General features: G+C 65.7%; 18 protein-coding genes. 11 read left to right on the top strand and 7 right to left on the bottom strand.

The window, feature by feature from the left end:
• The first annotated feature begins 416 nt into the window (after positions 1 to 416).
• From ACIBW7_RS19740 to ACIBW7_RS19725, 4 genes are all read left to right on the top strand, one after another.
• The gene (locus tag ACIBW7_RS19740) at positions 417 to 1,109 is read left to right on the top strand and encodes a GtrA family protein (protein ID WP_397048120.1); all 693 of its coding nucleotides are present in this window, start codon (positions 417 to 419) and stop codon (positions 1,107 to 1,109) included.
• A gap of 70 nt (positions 1,110 to 1,179) precedes the next feature.
• The gene (locus ACIBW7_RS19735) at positions 1,180 to 2,082 is read left to right on the top strand and encodes an alpha/beta fold hydrolase (RefSeq protein ID WP_397048118.1); all 903 of its coding nucleotides are present in this window, start codon (positions 1,180 to 1,182) and stop codon (positions 2,080 to 2,082) included.
• 65 nt (positions 2,083 to 2,147) lie between these two features.
• A complete protein-coding gene (locus ACIBW7_RS19730; RefSeq protein ID WP_397048116.1) occupies positions 2,148 to 2,912 on the top strand; it encodes a MerR family transcriptional regulator in 765 nt (254 codons plus the stop codon).
• A gap of 216 nt (positions 2,913 to 3,128) precedes the next feature.
• Positions 3,129 to 4,334, top strand: a complete 1,206-nt coding sequence (locus ACIBW7_RS19725; RefSeq protein ID WP_397048114.1) for a glycoside hydrolase family 76 protein — start codon at positions 3,129 to 3,131, stop codon at positions 4,332 to 4,334.
• A 194-nt stretch (positions 4,335 to 4,528) separates the two neighbouring features.
• On the opposite strand, the gene ACIBW7_RS19720 is transcribed toward ACIBW7_RS19725, so the two are convergent.
• Both ACIBW7_RS19720 and ACIBW7_RS19715 read right to left on the bottom strand, forming a co-directional pair.
• Entirely contained in the window at positions 4,529 to 5,332 is an 804-nt protein-coding gene (locus tag ACIBW7_RS19720; protein ID WP_397048112.1) for an LLM class flavin-dependent oxidoreductase, read from the bottom strand.
• A gap of 196 nt (positions 5,333 to 5,528) precedes the next feature.
• Positions 5,529 to 6,653 (bottom strand): FAD-dependent oxidoreductase, encoded by a 1,125-nt coding sequence (locus tag ACIBW7_RS19715; RefSeq protein ID WP_397048110.1) that lies wholly within the window; start codon positions 6,651 to 6,653, stop codon positions 5,529 to 5,531.
• A gap of 95 nt (positions 6,654 to 6,748) precedes the next feature.
• Between ACIBW7_RS19715 and ACIBW7_RS19710 the strand changes: the two genes are divergently transcribed.
• Complete coding sequence (locus tag ACIBW7_RS19710) at positions 6,749 to 7,474, top strand: TetR/AcrR family transcriptional regulator (RefSeq protein ID WP_397048108.1); 726 nt, start codon at positions 6,749 to 6,751, stop codon at positions 7,472 to 7,474.
• A gap of 594 nt (positions 7,475 to 8,068) precedes the next feature.
• Here the strand turns inward: ACIBW7_RS19710 and ACIBW7_RS19705 are convergent.
• Complete coding sequence (locus ACIBW7_RS19705) at positions 8,069 to 8,638, bottom strand: TetR/AcrR family transcriptional regulator (protein ID WP_397048106.1); 570 nt, start codon at positions 8,636 to 8,638, stop codon at positions 8,069 to 8,071.
• Positions 8,639 to 8,750: 112 nt separating this feature from the next.
• Here ACIBW7_RS19705 and ACIBW7_RS19700 point away from each other — a divergent pair, with 112 nt between their 5' ends.
• The gene (locus tag ACIBW7_RS19700; protein ID WP_397048104.1) at positions 8,751 to 9,644 is read left to right on the top strand and encodes an NmrA/HSCARG family protein; all 894 of its coding nucleotides are present in this window, start codon (positions 8,751 to 8,753) and stop codon (positions 9,642 to 9,644) included.
• Between the two features lie 114 nt (positions 9,645 to 9,758).
• On the opposite strand, the gene ACIBW7_RS19695 is transcribed toward ACIBW7_RS19700, so the two are convergent.
• Both ACIBW7_RS19695 and ACIBW7_RS19690 read right to left on the bottom strand, forming a co-directional pair.
• Positions 9,759 to 10,673 (bottom strand): tyrosine-type recombinase/integrase, encoded by a 915-nt coding sequence (locus ACIBW7_RS19695; protein ID WP_397048102.1) that lies wholly within the window; start codon positions 10,671 to 10,673, stop codon positions 9,759 to 9,761.
• A gap of 436 nt (positions 10,674 to 11,109) precedes the next feature.
• The gene (locus ACIBW7_RS19690; RefSeq protein WP_397048100.1) at positions 11,110 to 12,381 is read right to left on the bottom strand and encodes a hypothetical protein; all 1,272 of its coding nucleotides are present in this window, start codon (positions 12,379 to 12,381) and stop codon (positions 11,110 to 11,112) included.
• Here ACIBW7_RS19690 and ACIBW7_RS19685 point away from each other — a divergent pair.
• A complete protein-coding gene (locus tag ACIBW7_RS19685; RefSeq protein WP_397048098.1) occupies positions 12,380 to 12,568 on the top strand; it encodes a VOC family protein in 189 nt (62 codons plus the stop codon). The two genes, ACIBW7_RS19690 and ACIBW7_RS19685, sit on opposite strands and share 2 nt — an antisense overlap.
• 422 nt (positions 12,569 to 12,990) lie before the next feature.
• Here the strand turns inward: ACIBW7_RS19685 and ACIBW7_RS19680 are convergent, their stop codons facing one another.
• On the bottom strand, positions 12,991 to 13,302 hold the full coding sequence (locus ACIBW7_RS19680; RefSeq protein WP_397048096.1) for an EthD family reductase: 312 nt from the start codon (positions 13,300 to 13,302) through the stop codon (positions 12,991 to 12,993).
• A gap of 150 nt (positions 13,303 to 13,452) precedes the next feature.
• Between ACIBW7_RS19680 and ACIBW7_RS19675 the strand changes: the two genes are divergently transcribed.
• The 3 genes from ACIBW7_RS19675 to ACIBW7_RS19665 all read left to right on the top strand — a co-directional run bounded on the left by ACIBW7_RS19675 (position 13,453) and on the right by ACIBW7_RS19665 (position 15,885).
• Positions 13,453 to 14,355, top strand: coding sequence for a LysR family transcriptional regulator (locus tag ACIBW7_RS19675; RefSeq protein WP_397048094.1), 903 nt, complete (start codon positions 13,453 to 13,455; stop codon positions 14,353 to 14,355).
• Positions 14,356 to 14,531: 176 nt separating this feature from the next.
• A complete protein-coding gene (locus ACIBW7_RS19670; RefSeq protein ID WP_397048092.1) occupies positions 14,532 to 14,915 on the top strand; it encodes a hypothetical protein in 384 nt (127 codons plus the stop codon).
• Positions 14,916 to 15,090: 175 nt separating this feature from the next.
• Positions 15,091 to 15,885: an SDR family NAD(P)-dependent oxidoreductase gene (locus ACIBW7_RS19665; protein ID WP_397048090.1), complete on the top strand. Its 795-nt coding sequence runs from the start codon at positions 15,091 to 15,093 to the stop codon at positions 15,883 to 15,885.
• Positions 15,886 to 16,054: 169 nt separating this feature from the next.
• On the opposite strand, the gene ACIBW7_RS19660 is transcribed toward ACIBW7_RS19665, so the two are convergent.
• Complete coding sequence (locus ACIBW7_RS19660) at positions 16,055 to 16,453, bottom strand: DUF4870 domain-containing protein (protein ID WP_397048088.1); 399 nt, start codon at positions 16,451 to 16,453, stop codon at positions 16,055 to 16,057.
• A gap of 384 nt (positions 16,454 to 16,837) precedes the next feature.
• Here ACIBW7_RS19660 and ACIBW7_RS19655 point away from each other — a divergent pair, with 384 nt between their 5' ends.
• Complete coding sequence (locus tag ACIBW7_RS19655) at positions 16,838 to 17,863, top strand: NADP-dependent oxidoreductase (protein ID WP_397048086.1); 1,026 nt, start codon at positions 16,838 to 16,840, stop codon at positions 17,861 to 17,863.
• The last annotated feature ends 101 nt before the right edge of the window (positions 17,864 to 17,964 follow it).

The following is a 17,964-nucleotide window of genomic DNA, read 5'->3' as shown; positions in this document are numbered from 1 at the left end:
ATCTCACGGCATCGACACACCCACTCCGGCAACGACTTTCAGCCGCAATCGTGACAGCGGCGATCACCCCTCAGCACTTATGAAACACGCCCTAGGTGTGCAGGGCCTCGCCACCGGTGCCCAGACCGTTGTCCGGGCCGGGATCGGGCCCGGTGACGAAGCCGTCGAGGGAGACCGAGATGTCGGCGATGATTCGAGTCATGCCAGTTCCGACGTGATCCGCCCCCGAACTCATCGCTCCGACATGCGTTCGAGACGAAGACTTCGGCGACCGGGGACAATCGCCATCGCGCTTCCGGTCGGCGGTGGGTGCCAGGCATCGAGACTTGTCCGCAGTGACGAGGCCGAACACCGCATCAGAGGGCGTGTCAGGTTGGCGTCAGGTTGGTATCAGCCGGGCTGGCGACAGTATTCATGTGAACAGCACAGCAATTGCAGTTTCCGGGTTGTGGAAGGCATACGGGGACAGGACGATCCTCGATGGCATCGATCTGACTATCGGTGTCGGCCGCTACCCGATGCTGCGCACGGAACGGCTCGAGCGACTCGCCCGCGTGATGCGGTATCTGCGCGGTGATCACGCCTTCGCCCAGCTGATCCGCTTCGCCCTGGTCGGCGGGTCCAGCAACGTTGCCTACATCCTGCTGTTCATGGCCCTGAACGGGATCGGCCCGCTGGTCGCCAATATCGCAGGCTCGATCGTCAGTACGGTGATCGCCAACGAACTGCACCGGCAGCTCACCTTCCACGCGGCCGGACGGGTCGGCTGGTTCACCGCACAGTGGGAAGGCGGCGGGCTGGCGCTGATCGGCCTGTTGATCAGCACGGCAGCGCTGGCCGGTCTCGAATTCTTGGCACCCGGCCTCGGCGAGATCGCACAGGTGGGCGCCGTGGTCGCCATCATGGCGGCGGTTGGCGTTATGCGCTTCCTGGTACTGCGCGGCTTCGTCTTCGAGCACAGGACGGATGAACGGGTGACTCCCGAAGCATCCACGGTCCAGCTCTCTCACCGCGTGGGATCCGTTGGTTCACAACCGATCAGCGGCACCCCGCATCCACGACCGAATTTCCGGACTCAGCCATCCGATCTGTCGCAGGCAGCGCGTTGATCAGCACGTTTCGGGTACTGCGGCGGAAGGGATTGACCCTGACCCTGCGTCAGGGTTGGAGTCTTGTCACATGACGAATGACATCACTTCCTCGACTCGGCTCGCTCCGCCGATCGGCGGGTTCCAGGAAATCGACGGCCGCCGTGTTTTCGTGCATCGGTCGGGCAGCGGCGGACCGGCCGTCGTGTTCCTGCCCGGCGCAAGCGCGGTCGGCCTGGACTATTTCGGTGTCCAGCAACAGGTTTCGCAATTCACCACCGCCGTGGTCTACGACCGTGGCGGCACGGGCTACAGCGATTCCCTGGCGCTACCGCGCACTGCCGCCGCGGTCGCCACGGAACTGCGCGAGCTGCTGCGCGCCCAGAACGTCACCGCTCCCTACGTTCTCGCGGCACACTCCCTCGGCGGCTTCTACGCGCATCGGTTCGCGCAGTTGTATCCGCAGGACGTGGCGGGACTGGTCTGCTTGGACGTCCTGCACCGGGACTGGGACGACTTCATGCCTCCCACAGTGAGTCTGGCCGCCGTCGAGCAGATGGGACCTGATCCGGAGCAGCTCCGACAGATGCGCCCGGCCCTGCGCGAGATACACGCCGAGTTGCTCGCGGACTACCCGGAGCACATACGGCAACCACTGATCGATGCCAAGGTGAGCGACGAATGGACGCGGGTCGGCATCGCCGAGCGTGCCACCTTGACCGACCTCGCCAGTGAACTGCGAGCGGGGCCGAGCATCCCTGACGTCCCGGTGGTCGCGCTCACCGTGGTGGGCAACGACCCTACCCAGCAGGCGCTGACCTCGCCGGAGATGAACGACGCCAAGACGAGAATGGACGCCGCCCTGGTGAGCGCGGTCTCGCACGGGGAACAACGCATCCTCGCCGACACCCTCCACCACCGGCTCTGCTTCGACCGCCCCGATGCCGTGGTCCAGGCGATCCGCGACGTCGTCGACGGGGTAGCGCGCCACTGAGTTCACCCACCCCGCCGGTTCCGCAAGCTCCGCCGACGTGCCATCCCCCTAGACTCGGCACGACCATGTCCGACGACAACAGGGGAACGGTGCTGACCATCGGCCGGCTCGCGGCGACCGCAGGCGTGACCGTGCGCGCCGTTCGCCACTACCACCACGTCGGCCTGTTACCCGAGCCCGAGCGCGATGCCTCCGGCTACCGTCGCTACAGCGCGCAAGCCGCGGTGGACCTCATCCGGATCCGGACCCTCGCCGACGCCGGTGTTCCGCTGGCCCGTATCGACGCGCTGCTGCACGCCCAGCCGAGCGAATTCGCCTCGGCCATCACCGACATCGACGCCGAATTGCAGCGCAAGATCGACCAGCTCACCGAATACCGCAGCCGCATCGCCGATTTGGCAAGCGGTGAAAGCCTTGTCCTGCCTCCCGAGGTGGTCGCCATCCTGAACCGGATGCGCAGTCTCGGCGTCAGCGAACAGCGGGTTCGGCTCGAGCGCGACTCGTGGATCCTGCTGCAGGCACTGGACCCGCAGGCCATGCCGCAGCGGATACGGGACAAGACCGCAGGCCTCGACGACCTCGAGACCACACGCCTCTACCTGGCCTGCGATCGAGCAGTCGACTGGGATCCGCACGATCCACGCCTGGACCGGCTCATCGACGACCTGGACGCATGGGAGATCGAACACGAACGAGACAGCAGCCGACCAGAGAGCCTGCAGCTGATCGCTTCCCGGATCTCCGAGGCGTCACCGGCATGGCAACGCATCATCGCTGCGCTCACCCACCGCGCCGAGCGGCGCCGAACCGCCGGGCACCGCCGCCCGTGACGCAGGCGGATGGCCGCACGCACTGCATATCTCAAGGCCCTGCCTTTGCGGAATCGGTTCGGAGATCAGAGATTTCAGGTGGAGCGGCAGAAGCCCCGCTCGGCAGTTGACGCCCGCACCCGGTCGGTGCCGCGCCGTGGTGGTCTTTGCGGGATAGGGTGTAGCTGCCGGTTTCCGGCTCCGGTGATCGTTGTTCAGTAAAGGGAGTCCGAGCGGATGGATCGCCGGAACAAGGTGATCAGTCGGCGCGGTGTGTTGTTGGCGGGCGGAGCCTCGATCGCACTCACCGCAATGGCGCAGCCGACGCAGGCAGGGATGATTACGCGGCAGGTGTCAGTCGGCCCCGAGGAGCCCGGGAAGCGGGCTGACCTGGCGGAACAGGCGATCGTGCAGCGGCACGTGCGCACGCTCTGGGGGCAGCCGGGGATACGGTTGGGCGCGCTCGTCTGGCCGGCATCCTTGCTGGACCAGTCGTTCGTGCGATGGTGTTACTGGTGGCAAGCCCACCTTCTCGACTGTGCGGTGGACGCCGCGTACCGCACCCGCACTCCCGAACGCGTCGACCGGGTCGTGGCCCTCGCACGCGGTATTCTGACCCGGAATCTCACCGGCTGGACCAACCGGTACTACGACGATATGTCGTGGCTGGCGCTGGCGCTCGAACGCGCCGATCGCCTGCTCGGTGTCCGGTTCGCCGACGCCATCGGGGACTTGCGGGCGGCCTTGATCGAAGGCTGGAACCCGGTCGTCGGTGCGGTGCCCTGGCGGTCCGGCGACGATTTCTACAACACCCCCGCGATCGGTCCGACCGGTATCGCTATGGCGCGTTTGGGCGAATTGTCCCGCGCCCGCCAACTTGCCGATTTCCTGTACACCCGATTGCGCGACACCGACAGCGGCCTGATCCTCGACGGTGTCCATGAGCCCGGCGGACGAGTGGACCGGACCGTCCACACCTACAGTCAGGGCGTGACCGTCGGGCTGGAAACCGAGCTGGCAGTGCGTACCGGCGAATCGAGCCATCGCAGCCGCGTGGCAGCACTCGTTGCCGCAACCGAGGACCGGCTCACGGACGCGGGGGTGATCGCCGCGGCGTCTGGGAACGACTCGGGGCTCTTCATGGGGATCCTCGCCAGGTATCTCGCCGAAGCCGCACTGGCCTTGGACGACACCGCCGCCGCGAATATCGTGCATGCTTCCGCGCGGGCGGCCTGGGAAAACCGCGCCGAGGTGGACGGGCTACCCCTGTTCGGTCCGGACTGGACCCGCGCGGTCGCGGTGCCGGAGTCTCCGGGAACCCTTCCCCCGCTCATACGCTCGTCCGCCGCTTCGTCGGCGAACCTGAGCCGCGATCTCTCGGTACAGCTGAGCGGGTGGATGCTGCTCGAAGCGGACTACCAGCTCACCGCCGCGGGACGCTGAGCCCACGACAGCCGGGCGTACTGGGCTGGCGGCATGCCGGTCGTTTCGAACCACGCGCCATGCGGCAGAAGCCGACGTTCACGCTATGGGCCGGGGCAGCGGTAGTCACGGTCGGTCGAACGTGGAAGAAGGCGGCATGGCGGGTGCCTGGCGCGGCACCCCCATCCGGAACCTTCACGGATCCTCGCTGCCCACTACCGTCCGGCGAGTTCGGCGACGACCGGAGCGAACCTTTCGGCGAAGTCGGCGCCGAAGATGAAATAGGAGAAGCCGATCTCCTCCCGTCGCCGCTGGATTTCCTCGGCGGCAGCGGCCGGGTCGTCCGGAAGTATGGTCAGTGCGTCCGCCGCGCGAAGTGCAGCAGGGTCGGTGTCGGGGGGCGCCATGTGCGGCGCGACGGTGTCGCCGATGACCGGCACGGCGAGCGCGAGCTCGATGTCGGGAACGGCGCGGAAGTCGTGTGCCAGCCGCTCGACTTCGGTTCGAGGCTGATCGCCCAACGCGAAGGTGACCGTGTCTGCGACCTCGGCCGCCAGCGCCCGGGCCTTCGGACCGAGTACGGCCATCGCCACGGGCGTGTGCAGATCGGGGCCGTCGAGATCGCGCAGCGCTTTGACGGTCTCACCTATTTGTGCCAGCCGCTCGTTCGGCGGGACGACGGGCAGTCCCTTGTCGCGGAGCTCGTCCTCGATTCCGGGTCTGCCGGTGCCGATGCCCATCTCGAAGCGGCCGTCGGTCAGTAGCGACAGCGAATGCGCTTCCCACGCGGTCATCCAGGCCGGGCGTAGTGGGGAGGCGTACACCCAGGTGCCCACGCGCAGGTCGGTGAGGGCCGCGGCGGTGGCCAGCATGGGCCCGGGCGCGGGTTGCGTAAGCGGGAAGTCGGGCACCAGCAGCGTCGAGTAGCCGCTGTCGGCGATGCGGCGCACGCGATCTCGCCACGTCGGCAGGTCGGTTCTGAGCGGGGCAACGACCCCGAATCGAAACTGTCTCGTCATGTCGGGACTCCTGTCTTTCGGTCTATCCAGAGGAATCGACGACGGATCCACCCGAAATTCATCGGTGCAGCCGAGATCGTGTGCACGCGTTCCCGCGAACGCCCTGAACTCGGCATGTGCGTGCGTTCCGACCGGCTTCATGAGAGTCCCTCGGTGCGAGGACCGCACCGCTGTTCCGCGAGGTGAAATTTCGGCCTCAGGACAGTTTCGCTTCGGGGGCGAAGGCGGGCAGCTTCTCGAGACTGCTGCACACCGCCTCCGACCCGTACTCGAACATCTGCCGCTCGTAGTCGTCGACCGCGCCGCGCAGATCCCGACGGCCTTCGTCGGCCTCGATCAGGCAGCGGCGCAGCAGATCGGCATCGCGCAGCGCGGTGTTCGCGCCGTTGCCGCCGGTCGGGGAGGTGGCGTGGATCGCGTCGCCGAGCAGCGTGACTGGGCCGGACGCCCAGCGCGCACCGGGCTCGACCACCCGGATGGACAGCAGGGTGCTGTTGTCCGGGTCGGCCTGTTCGATCAGCGCGCGCAGCTCCGGGTGCCAGCCTTCCATCCTGGACAACACGGCGTCCTGCGCGGTCACGTCCTCCAGCGAGCCGTTCGGCGGCAGGATCATGGCCCAGCGCACGTAGTCGCCGATGTCGGGCAGCGTGACTTCGGGGGCCAGTTGTTCGGCGGCCTGCTTCGGCGGGGTGCGGAAGCGCATCGCGCCGAGCAGCAGGCTGACGCCGTCGCCGGTGATCTTCGAGCCGTAGGCCTTGGACAGGTTGGCGAATTCGTCGGTCAGCGGGGTGCGGCCGATGACGAACCGGACGCCCGTGTCGGTCGGGGTTGTCTGCGGCGACAGCACCCCGCGGACCGCCGAGGTGACGCCGTCCGCGCCGACGAGCAGGTCGGCGGTGGCCGGGTCACGGCGGGCGAACCGGGCTTGGACATTGCCGTCGGCCAGCACGTCGTAGCCGGTCAGTGTGGCATCGGTGTGCACGGTGAGGCCGGTCAGCAACAGGTTTCGCAGCACCTGCCGGTCGACCACGATGCCGGTCCGGCCCGCGCCGAGCTTGCCGATCTCGTTCAGTTGCGGGTCCAGGATCAGCTGCTCGGCGGAGGCGTCCATGACGATTTCGTCCAGCAGCGGGTGCCAGCGCGTCGGCAGGCAGTCGCGCACCGCCTGGAAACCGGTCAGGTTCAGCACGAGCCGGTAGCCCTGGAACCGTGCGACGATCCCCGGGTCGCGCTCGAACACGTCGGCCTCGATCCCGGCACCACGCAGACCCTGCGCGAGAGCCAGACCTCCCAGACCGGCTCCGACAACGGAAACTCGCATCGCACACCTCCGGACCATCGGTACGAACTTAGTTCGTTATAGCGATCTAAGTTCTACTGGACGAACTTAGTTCGCGTCAAGCTATAGTGGCCGACATGCCCGCCGATCCTCGCCAACGCCGCGCAGCTCGCCACGCCCAACCCGCAGCAGAGGCCGCCGCGCCGGCGCGAGGCAAGACGCCGATCACAGCCGAACGGATCACCGACGCCGCCCTGGAAGTCGTCGCCACCGAGGGATACGACGCCCTGACCATCCGCCGGGTCGCCGCAGTGCTCGGCACCGGTCCGTCGTCGCTGTACGCACACATCGTCAATAAGGACGACATCGACGATCTGCTGATCGGCAGGCTCTACTCCGAGATCGTGCTCCCCGAACCGGACCCGGCCGGATGGCGTGCGCAGCTGCTCGGGGTGTACACGCAGATCCGCGACCTGTACCTGAAATACCCCGGCATCTCACGTGCCGCGCTGGCCACGGTCTCGACCAATCTGGAAACGCTGCGGGTTGGTGAAGGAATCCTGGCGATCCTGCTCACAGGCGGCATCGAACCGAGGACGGCTGGATGGGCTCGCGACGCGCTGTCCCTCTACGTCAGCGCCTATGCACTGGAGCAGTCGCTGGTCCAGCAACGGCGCCAACGCCAGGATCAGGAATGGGTGCTCAGCCACGAGGAACTGCTGGACTGCTTCACCGCACTGCCCGCCGAGAAATTCCCGCTGACTCGACGCCATGCCGCCGAGCTGATCTCCGGGACCGGACACGACCGGTTCGAGTTCACCCTCGGGCTGCTCATGAACAATCTGCGGCCCGCATCCGATTGACCCGCGGCGCGCGGTGGCCGCATGGACCGACCACCGGAACGACAGTTCGATCTAGCCGACGGCGATCGAGCCCCTGCCAGACAATGTCGGTGAATCGTCCGGCTACCACCGGAAACCCGGCAAGGCCTGCTCCCGCCGACACCGACCCACTCCTGGGCGAGCTTCTGGGCCGCGAACCACGCACCGTCGCCGACCTGCCCACCAACCGGATCAGCGCCCAAGTTCAGGCCCGGCAGAACTGATCACTACGAGTTGCTGGACCACAATAGATGATGTTCGCGGGAGTTCCTGGAAACATCGAAACCTCCGGTATTCGGCAGATGCGGACGTTCGCGAACGCGCGACATGCGGCAGAAGAGGATGTTTCCCGCCCAATTGCTGAGTCGAAGGCGATGTCCGTCACGGTGAGATCTTTGCTGTGAGTCGGCGGGAGTTCCTGGTGCGCAAGCACTACGACGATGACCAGATCGCCGCACTGGTCTACCTGGTCGCCATGATCAACGCCACAACCGGCTGCTGGTGATCACCAAGACCACAGGCGGCTCTACCAGGCCGGCACATTCGACAACGTGGCGAACTGTCGCGTGCAGAGTGTCACGCTTGGACGCGAAGGCCGTCGAAGAGGAAGTCCAGCAGTGTGTGGGCTTGCTGGGCTCGGTCCGAATCTCCTTCAGTGGCAAGGGCTATCGCGTTGACGAGCTTCAGTAACTGGGGTGCGGTCAGCCCGGAACGGATCTCGCCCGCGTCCTGAGCGCGCTGCAAAAGGCCCGTTGCCGCGGCGAATATTTCTTTCCGGCACCAAGATTCGGTCGATGTGCCTATGACTGCGAGCAGCGAGGCCGCGAGGCCGCGGGTGGCGCTGCCCTGTGCGACAACGGTGTCGAGCCACAACCTGAGCGCCTCGGCGGGGGCGTGTGCCGTGGCCAAGTCGCCGGCTCGGTGGACCAGTGCCTCTATGTGGTCGCGGTGGACCGCTTCCAGTAGTGCCTGTCTGGTCGGGAAATGGCGGTAGAGCGTGGCATTGCCGACCCCGGCGGCGCGTGCGATGTCGTCCAGCGGCACCTGCGGGCCGTGTTCGGCGAAGGCACTGGTGGCGGCGGTGATGAGCCGCTCGTAATTGCGCAGCGCGTCGGCGCGGGCCGGTCTGCTCGGGGCTGGTGTCATTACACTCCGATTGCAATACGGGGACAGTCCCCGTATTGTAGCCGACGGTTAAACGGGGACAATCCCCACTTATTGCCGATACAGGCGAACAGCGCTATTCGAGGAGGCTGCGATGTCGGACATCGTGTTGGTTACCGGAGCGACGGGCACCCAGGGTGGCGCAACGGCTCGCGCACTGCTGGCGGCGGGTTGGCGGGTGCGTGCGCTGGTGCGTGACCCGGACACGGCGGGTGCTCGGGTGTTGGCAGAGGCGGGTGCGGAACTGGCGCGTGGCGATATGGGCGACCGAACCACGCTGGATACGGCGGCGGCGGGTGTTCACGGGGTGTTCAGCGTGCAACCGACCGCGGGTTACCCTGGCACACCTCCCGGCTTCACCGTCGACGATGAACTGAGGCTCGGCCGCAATGTCGCGGATGCGGCCGCGGCAGCGGGTGTTGCTCACTTCGTTTACGCCTCGGTCGGCGCTGCGGACGCCGATCACGGCATTCGCCGCTGGCAGAGCAAGGCGGAGTTGGAGAGATACTCGACTCGGCTCGGCCTGCCGACCACCGCATTACGCCCGGTGCGCTTCATGGAGAACCAGCTCGACCCCCGCTTCGGCTTGCGCGAGGGAGTACTCACCGATGTCATCCATCCGGACGTACCCGTGCAGCTGATCGCGGGTACCGACATCGGTGTCTTCGCTGCACGGGCTTTCACTCACCCGGACGAATACATCGGAGCCGCGGTGGAACTGGCGGGCGACGAGCTGACCATGACCGAGATCACCGAGGCCATGAGCCGGTCCCTCGGACAATCGATCGAATACCGAGCGATCCCACGAGAAGCATTGTCGGACAAGGACCCCGACGCCCTCGCCGGCTACCGGTTCGCCAACCAGGGCGGAGGCTGGAATGCCGACATCGTGGCGCTGCGGCGATGCCATCCGGAACTGCTGGATTTCACCACCTGGCTGGAGCGTGAAGGTGCACGGCAGTACTCCGCTTACACCGCCCGACCCTGATGAACATTGCCGAAGACATGCGCGGGCAACTCGATCGGCGGAACTGCGTAGTGCCGGGTCCGCACGCGCCGCCCGAGATATGCACGCTCATCGGCATGTGCGCGTGTTGAGTTGTTATGTGCCCGAGGCCATGTAGGCGGCGAGGATGTAATTCGGGTGGCGGTCGAGATTGGTCCGAGCACGGTCATAGCGCATGGTGGTGCGAGGGTCGGCGTGGCGGGCAGCGATTTGAACGTCTCGTAGGTCGACTCCGGCGTCGAGCATGGTGGTGACGAAGGTGTGGCGCAGCATGTGCGGGTGCATCCGGGGTAGCCGCATCGCCGAATCCTGGGCCAGGCGGCGCAGTCGTCGTGTGACGCAAGGCCGATCCATGCGCCGTCCTCGAGTATTGAGCAGGATCGGCCCGTGGTCGCGGTCACCGGTGGCGCGGTCGATCGCTCGTCCGACCGCTGGCGGCAACGGGATCAGAACGAGCTTCGAGCCCTTGCCGACTACGCGCAGTACGCGGTGGCCGTGTTCCTCGCCGATGTCCTCGGCGTCGGATTTGCAGGTGTCGAAGATCCGCAATCCGAGCAGTCCGAGCATTGCTACGAGTGCGAAGTCGAATTGGTTCGCGGAATCGCGTGCGGCGGTGAGCAGTGCTTCGAACTGTAGGTGCGAGAGTCCTAGTGTCGGTGATTCGTTCGGTACTCGGGGTCGGCGGACGTACTCGGCCGGTGAGTGGTCCATGACGCCGTCGATGACGCAGGTGCGGTAGAACCCGGTCACTACCGCGGTACGGCGGGCGACGGTGGAGGGTTTGAATCGGCGGGTCTCCTGCATCCACCGCACGTACCGTTCGATCTCGGCGCGCACCGCTAACAGCGGTAGGAGATGACGTTCGGTGCACCAAGTGAAGTACAGGCGCAGATCCGATCCGCAATGGATGCGGGAGCTGCCGGTGAACCGGGCGAGGTAGGCCGCACTGGCCAGCCGCAGTACGAGATCGTCACCGGCGAAGGTGACGTCGATATCCGATGAAGTACCCATGCTCCACGATGCCCAGAACACCACCCGAATTCGCTCGGGTCGCGGCATTATCGCTCACTCGCCCTGACTGAAGTCAGCTTGGATGAGTGCGATGCAGAACGCCTTACGCTGATGAGCGCGCACTACCGGCGCCGGAAGTCGCTCAGGATGTCGATCTTCGACCTGTCCGCACAGGCTGGTTCGAAACTCCCGGGTTGCAGCAATAGTGAATGTTCCTGCGCCGCATGCGGCCTCGCCGCCCACCGCGCTCACTGTGCAGGTCCGACTCGGTTGATACCGGCAGGAACTGACGGCGGAACCCGGAGCGGAATCCGCGTGGTTCTGGTGATCTTGCGCGTACTGTCCTCGGGTTGCGAGAGGACCACCACCGCACCGGCGCTGGTGATTACGCCCCTCGCGGTGGCGAGCACGAGATCGCGCAGCCCGGGGATCGTCCTTATCGCGACCCCTCGAGTCCCGGATCCAGGGCGATCTCCTCCAGCACCGTGAACGGCAGAGGCTCAACGGAGGCATCGGTGGAGCTGACCTGGATCTGCACCCCGGACCGGCGAGTGACGGTGACGGTGCGGGACAGCGGGCCTCGCCGCTCGCTGGACTCGACCACCGCCCCGTCCGGCAGCCGCCGCGTCGCGCCGTCGTACGACGACGTATCGGGCCCCTGCGGGAGGGGTTGCCCGGTGCTGACCACGACGCTCAACCGTGATTGCCAGCCGGGCGTGGTTACTCGAACCGTCTGGCACACGCCGCCGCCCATTTCCCCTGGCAGCAGCGCCCCCAGCGGCCGGTCCAGGGTCACACCTTCGAGCGGAATCTGCGCCAGTACCTCGTCCCATCGACGAGCTTGGACCTGATCGATCACCGGGCCGGATTTCGAGAAGCGCAGGCAGCGCTCGGGCGGGTTCGGCGTTCCGGGCGGTACCGGTGCGCTGATGCGCAGTTCGGGTTCGGCCACGAGCGCGACGAGCTCGTCGATGGCCAGGGGGAGGGCTCGGGTACGGCCGCTGCCGTCAGCGGCTTGATCGGTGGCGTTCGCGTAGGCGACGGATCCGTCGGGCAGATAAGCGGTGGCGTCGCGCGAAAGGGTGCGAACCCCATTCCTTTCCGACCACGTGTCATCGGTATCGACGATCGTGCCGTCGGGGAGGTGCCGCCGCTCATCGAGATCGCCGGCGACGCACGGTGGAATCGGCGTGGTGGACTGGCGCACGGTCACCGATAGCGCGCCCGCTCGATCACCGCGCAGCAGCGTGGCGTTCGCCCTGGTCCAACCGCCGAATCCCTTGTTCTGCGCGGGATCCCCCAGGATCGGCTGGAACACCAGCGAGTCCCGCAGCGAGGCGAAGGCGATCTCGATATCACCGGGCAGCGCATCCTGCAGCGCCTGCGTCATCGCGAGGGCCTTGGGACCGGAGAACCACGGATAGGACGGATTGTCGTATCTATCCGTGTCGGAGTGAACCATCCCGAACGATTGCCCTTGCCGTGGAGGTTCCACGACATCACAACCCGGGATCTGCACCGGAAACGCGACCGGCGGAGTGACATAGGAGTTTTTGGCCCGAGCCGTGGGCTCCGACGGCTCCGGCTCGTGCAGCAGCCAGGCGATGAGGTAGCCGGTCGCGACGATCGCGGCGCAGGTCAAACCCACCGTCCATCTGTTCGCAGCCGGGGAGGGCTGGGCCGCGTCCTTGTGATCACCGTTTTCCATGTTCTGCATTGTGTCTGCCGGTACCGATATGCTGCACACTCGGCCGGATACGGAGAGAAAACCACCACCCTCGAAGCTGCCGCGGCAGGCGCTGGGAGCAACCGTGCCGGAACACCAGCCAGCGGGCGCAAGGGCTCGTGTGGTTATCGACCCTGCCGGACACCCGTTCTGCCTGACTCTCGACTGAAGTCGCGGACGTACTGCCCTGTGCGCACGCTCATCGGCATTTCCGGACGTTCGAGAGGAAAAGGCGGCAAGCTCGGTCCGGTCTCCGGTGACAGAAGCAACCTGCAACTGGTGCCGCCTGTCGCCTGCAATCCCGCCCCGTGAGAGCCGTGGTCAACCGGTCAACCTTGAACCCTGTCTGCAACCCACCAGATCACCGGCCTGGGTGACCTAGCGAGTTGGGCGTTGCTTATTCATCCTGAAAGCGACGATGCCCTTGCCCAAGGCTGACCAGTTTGGTTGGGAAAACTTCGTCTTCGCCGGCCAGGACATCGGCCCACCTTCGACGCTCTACGAAACGGCAACTGGGAACGGCGTTCCGCCGATAGCCGGGACCTGGCCGCAACAGCCGACCGAACGCGTCCCGGAACGTTTCCTCCTGCCTCAGCTGGTGCCGTCCTGCACCGGATAGTCGATGATGACCGCACCGCCGGTGGCGTAGTTGACGACATCGGCGCCCGCCCGCTGGCCTTGCTGCGACGCCCGCGCCGCGGCCATGGCGGCGGCGTCAGCGAAGTCGCCTTCGAAGACCGCGAAATACGGCGCTTCTCCGTTGGTCGCCGCCACGTCGAAGCTGTAGCGCCACGCAAGCAGGCCGGGCATCTTCATGACCAGTGGAAGGTGGTTGGTCACGTAGTAGTCGCGGAAGTGGTCAGGGTCGACGGGCTTGGGGTACAGGACTACCAACTTATGCATGACTGCCTCCCGGTGTGTGTGCGTGCGGTGTCCAGTACCGCGGTCGGTTGAATCGTCATATGCGCAGGTTAGGGCTTGATGTGTGGTCGAGGGAAAGACCGGGACGGAATAGACTCAGAACGGATCGTTATCAATCGACCGGGAGGGCATGTGGCGCCGGATACGGTGAGTCTGCGGTACTTTCTGGTGCTGGCGCAGGAGTTGAACTTCACCCGCGCGGCCGCACGGATCGGTATCGCGCAGCCCGCACTCAGTGCCCGGATACGCCGATTGGAGGCGGAACTCGGTACGAGCCTGCTGGTTCGTAACACGCGTAGCGTCGTATTGACCACGGCCGGTGCGGCTTTGGCGGAGTCCGCGCCGCCCGCGCTGGCGGCGCTGGACCGGGCATGGGACACCGCCCGGAATGCGGGGGCCGGTGAACTGGGCACGCTGCGCATCGGATACAGCCTCAGCGCGGGGGCCGAGACGGCACCGGCCCTGGTGGACAGGCTCATTCGCAGCAGCCCGGGACTCGAGGTCGGCGCGGTCCCCATGGCGACACCGGAGATCTCCCCCGCGGTCGCCGACGGCCGCATCGATGCGGGGATCACCCGCGGTGAACAGCCGGGTCGTGGCGTGCGCCGGTTCCTGCTGCGGCGTTTGCGCGTCGGGGTCCAATTGGCACAGCATCATCCGCTGGCCGAACACCCGGAGATCGAGATCGCCGATGCGGCCGCGTATCCGCTGCGACTCCCCGACCGTACGGCCAACCCCGTGATCCACGATCAGCTGTCCGCACTGTTCCGCGACACCCGGCCGAACCCCCGATTCCACACGCCCCCAGTCTCTTTCGATATGTCTCAGCGCGACCTACGCGACGGGCTCACCCTCGCCCCGGCCGGTGAAGCCGCGGTCACAACACAACCGGCCGGTCTCACGTGGCGACCGCTGCGGGGCGCACCCACCTTGACGATCCACCTGGTCCTCCCGCGCGTGCAGTCACCACTACACCGCCGCATCCGTACCGTCGCCAAAACCCTGGCACACGAGCTGCACTGGCTGCCGGACTGACGCGCAGCAGGTCACGCGAGACGGACGTCGGCCGCCCGGCGTCATCGATGGTGAAGTCGGCCAGGTCCGGATACGCCCCGTCTGTCGCCCGGCACCGCGAGTGGGTGAGTTGGTGGTGGCTGCACCAGTAGAAGTACAGGCGCAGTAATGCCGCCGAAGGCGCCGAATTCCTGCCGATGGGGTACATGCTCGACCCGGTCGACCGGATCCTCGCCGGTCACGAGTGGCGAACCACCTTCAGCGCCGAGAATCGAGCATTGGGCTTGGGCGAGGAGACCCTCTACGGCCATGCCCACCAATGGGTTCCGATCGCTCGCTCCATCGACGCCGGGACTTTGTTCGTCGAGCACCGCCCCGGACCGACCTACGGTCACATCATCGAATCGGGTATCGGCTCGGGTGCTTTCGAAGGCACCCTGCGGGCCAACACGCTGCTCGAATTCTTCGACGCCCTCACTCACTCCCTCGACACCCGCACCCCCTTTCACGACCAGACCCCCGGCGTGCGGAAGTCGAACCTCACCGAGAAGATCTATTTGCACTGGGACTGGGACGAGTGAACCCTCCCCGAGAACCGGCAGGTTCAAAGCCATCGTGTATTCGGCAATACCGATGTCTCGAGCCGCACCGCCGGGCACAGTTCGGCGTCGCCATGTTTGCTCTCTCTGCTGGTCGAGTTCGCCGATTCGGGCGTGGCGGAAACTCCACATCCGAGAGCTGCGGCACGATGGTGCGATGCACATAGACCTTTCCGGACGACGCGCATTGGTATCAGGATCCAGTCAGGGCATCGGGTTGGCTATTGCGACAGAACTGGCCCGGGCGGGGGCATCGGTGGTGGTCAACGGACGGGACCGCGACAAGACCGAGCGAGCCCGCGCGAGCATCACCAGCGAAGTGCGGGGCGCCGAGGTTACTGCCGTGGCAACCGATCTCGCCTCGGCAGACGGTGCGGCGACGCTGCGCGAGCAGGTCAACGATCTCGACATTCTCGTCAACAACCTCGGCATCTTCGGCGCCAAGCCGGTGCTCGAGATCGAGGACGACGAATGGCGGCGCTACTTCGAGGTCAACGTCCTGTCCGCGGTGCGGCTGATCCGAATGTACTTGCCAGGAATGATGGACCGCGGGTTCGGGCGAGTGATGAATATCGCCAGCGACTCAGCGGTCGTGACCCCGATCGAGATGGTTCATTACGGCACTACGAAGACTGCCTTGCTGGCGGTCACCCGTGGTTACGCGAAAGCGGCGGCGGGCACCGGTGTCACCGTCAACTCGGTGATGGCAGGGCCGACACACACGCCAGGCGTCGAGGATTTCGTCCACGAGTTGGTGGGCGACGAATTGCCGTGGGACCAGGCCGAACACCAATTCATGATGGACCATCGTCCACACTCGCTGATCCAACGTCTGATCGAGCCGACCGAGATCGCGGCCATGATCGTCTACCTGAGCTCGGAATTCGCGTCGGCCACGACGGGCGGCGCCCTTCGAGTCGACGGCGGCTACATAGACTCCATCCTCCCTTAGCTGAGCAGAGCGGCATCCTGAAGTCGGCATTTTCGGACGTTCCGCGCGGACGCCAACGGCCCGAGGTAGCCTCGGGCCGTTGATATTCGGACTGTCGCATCTGGCCGCCGGTAGGGCTGCTGACAGCATCCTCGATCAGGAAATTCAGCTGGGGACTTCGAATATGCCGCTACTTGATCGAGTTGGCCAGCTGATCGGCATATGGTGCGGTGAATTTTCCGACGATGGGAAGCTCTGCGCGGACACCGCCGGTGTTGTTCGCCTGGACCATGGCCATGATCCAGACGACGACTGTGAAGACCGCGACTGCGAGTCCGGCGAGGCTGAAGATTATCCCCAGGACTCCGAGGAGCGAGCCGACGATGCTCAGAACAATATTGACCACCGAGACCGCCCCGAAGAAGACGATCGATTGTGAGGCATGGAATTTCACATCGGGATCGTTCTTTCCCACATATAGGAAGATGATTCCGGTGAGCCACCCCAGTGCGTACGACAGGATCGCGCTGGTCTTTTTGTCCAAGCCGGCGGACTGCGGTTGGTTCGCGGGAGGTTGAGAAGATGTCATGGGGTAAGTAGATGCCCCGCGCACCACCTACCGATCCCAGGTTTCAGCACGAACCCACAGGTCGTGGGCCCCTCGGCGACCGGGATCCTGGATGTGGTTCTCTCGACGAGATGACTGCCGACGACCTCGAAACGCCTGGGGTGATGGCTCATTACACAATCGAGCACCGAAAAGCCGCAGAGTAGCCGAGTCGGACTCCGAGCAAGGGCCGCTGCACGGTCATCGTCGAGCAGCGGTGTTCGGTCGGCCTCGAAGCGAACAGCCACCGCTTCGACATCCTCCGTACTCCAAATCTGGGTGTCGCGCCGTCGCGGTGCCCCGCGGCAGGTGCGAGACCAGGAAATTCGGATGACAGTGGTCGGATGGGCGGGTTAGCGTCGCCAGGTGAATCGCCAGTGGATTCTTGTTCGACGACCGGCAGGCATGGTTGACGACAGTAGCTTCCAGCTCAGGAGCGGCCCTGTCCCTACGCCGGGCCCGGATGAGGCACTCGTCAGGGTGGTCTGGCTGGCTTTCGATCCGACTCAGCGTGGCTGGCTCAATGACGGCCCGAATTACCTGGATCCAGTGCCACTCGGTGCGGTGATGCGGGCCGGTGGCGTCGGGCAGGTGGTGGCATCCCGCAATGCTGACTACGCAGTGGGAGACTGGGTTTGCGGGATGGTCGGATGGCAGGACTACGTGATCGCCTCGGGCCAGGGGTTGCTGGGACTGAATGTCGTTCCGCCAGGCATCGACCCCAAGGCGATGCTCGGCATTTTCGGCGCCACTGGATTGACCGCCTACTTCGGCATGATCGATATCGGCAGGCCCTCGGCCGGGGATACCGTGCTGGTGTCCGGAGCCGCCGGCGCGACAGGGTCCGTCGCGGGCCAGATCGCGAAAGCGCTGGGATGCAGGGTGATCGGGATCGCGGGCGGAACCGCCAAATGCGCCTGGGTCACCGAGATCGCCCGGTTCGATGCGTGCATCGACTATAAGACCGACGACGTCGAGGCGCGGCTGCACGAATTGGCTCCCGATGGTATCCAGGTGTTCTTCGACAACGTCGGCGGCGCCATCCTGGACGCCGGGCTGGCGAATATCGCCGAGCGAGCTCGAATTGTGCTCTGCGGCGCCATCTCTTCCGGCTACGAGGCGGGCGAACCGCCTCCTGGACCACGCAACTACATGCAGCTCGGACTCAAGCGGGCACGGATGGAGGGGTTCATCTTTCTGGACTACCTCGACCGATTCCCGGAGGCATTCGGCCGACTACACGAATGGATGAGCCAGGGCGACATCGTGTACGCCGAAGATGTCCAGGAGGGCCTCGAACTCGCGCCGACCATGCTGCGCGGCCTCTTCGAAGGGCGCAACCTCGGTAAACAACTACTCCGCGTCACACCCGGCCCACTGTCGAGGCACTGACCTTGTTCGAACTGGCCCACAGTCTCGGCCGCTCGCCGACACGACCGCCAAAAACATATGGGCGGCGATGATCTCATCACTCCACTCCTGCTGAACGCACG

This window comes from Nocardia sp. NPDC049526, from assembly GCF_044465765.1.
In the GTDB taxonomy this organism is placed as follows: Bacteria; Actinomycetota; Actinomycetes; order Mycobacteriales; family Mycobacteriaceae; genus Nocardia.
This window is presented reverse-complemented; position numbering and strand designations above follow the sequence as displayed.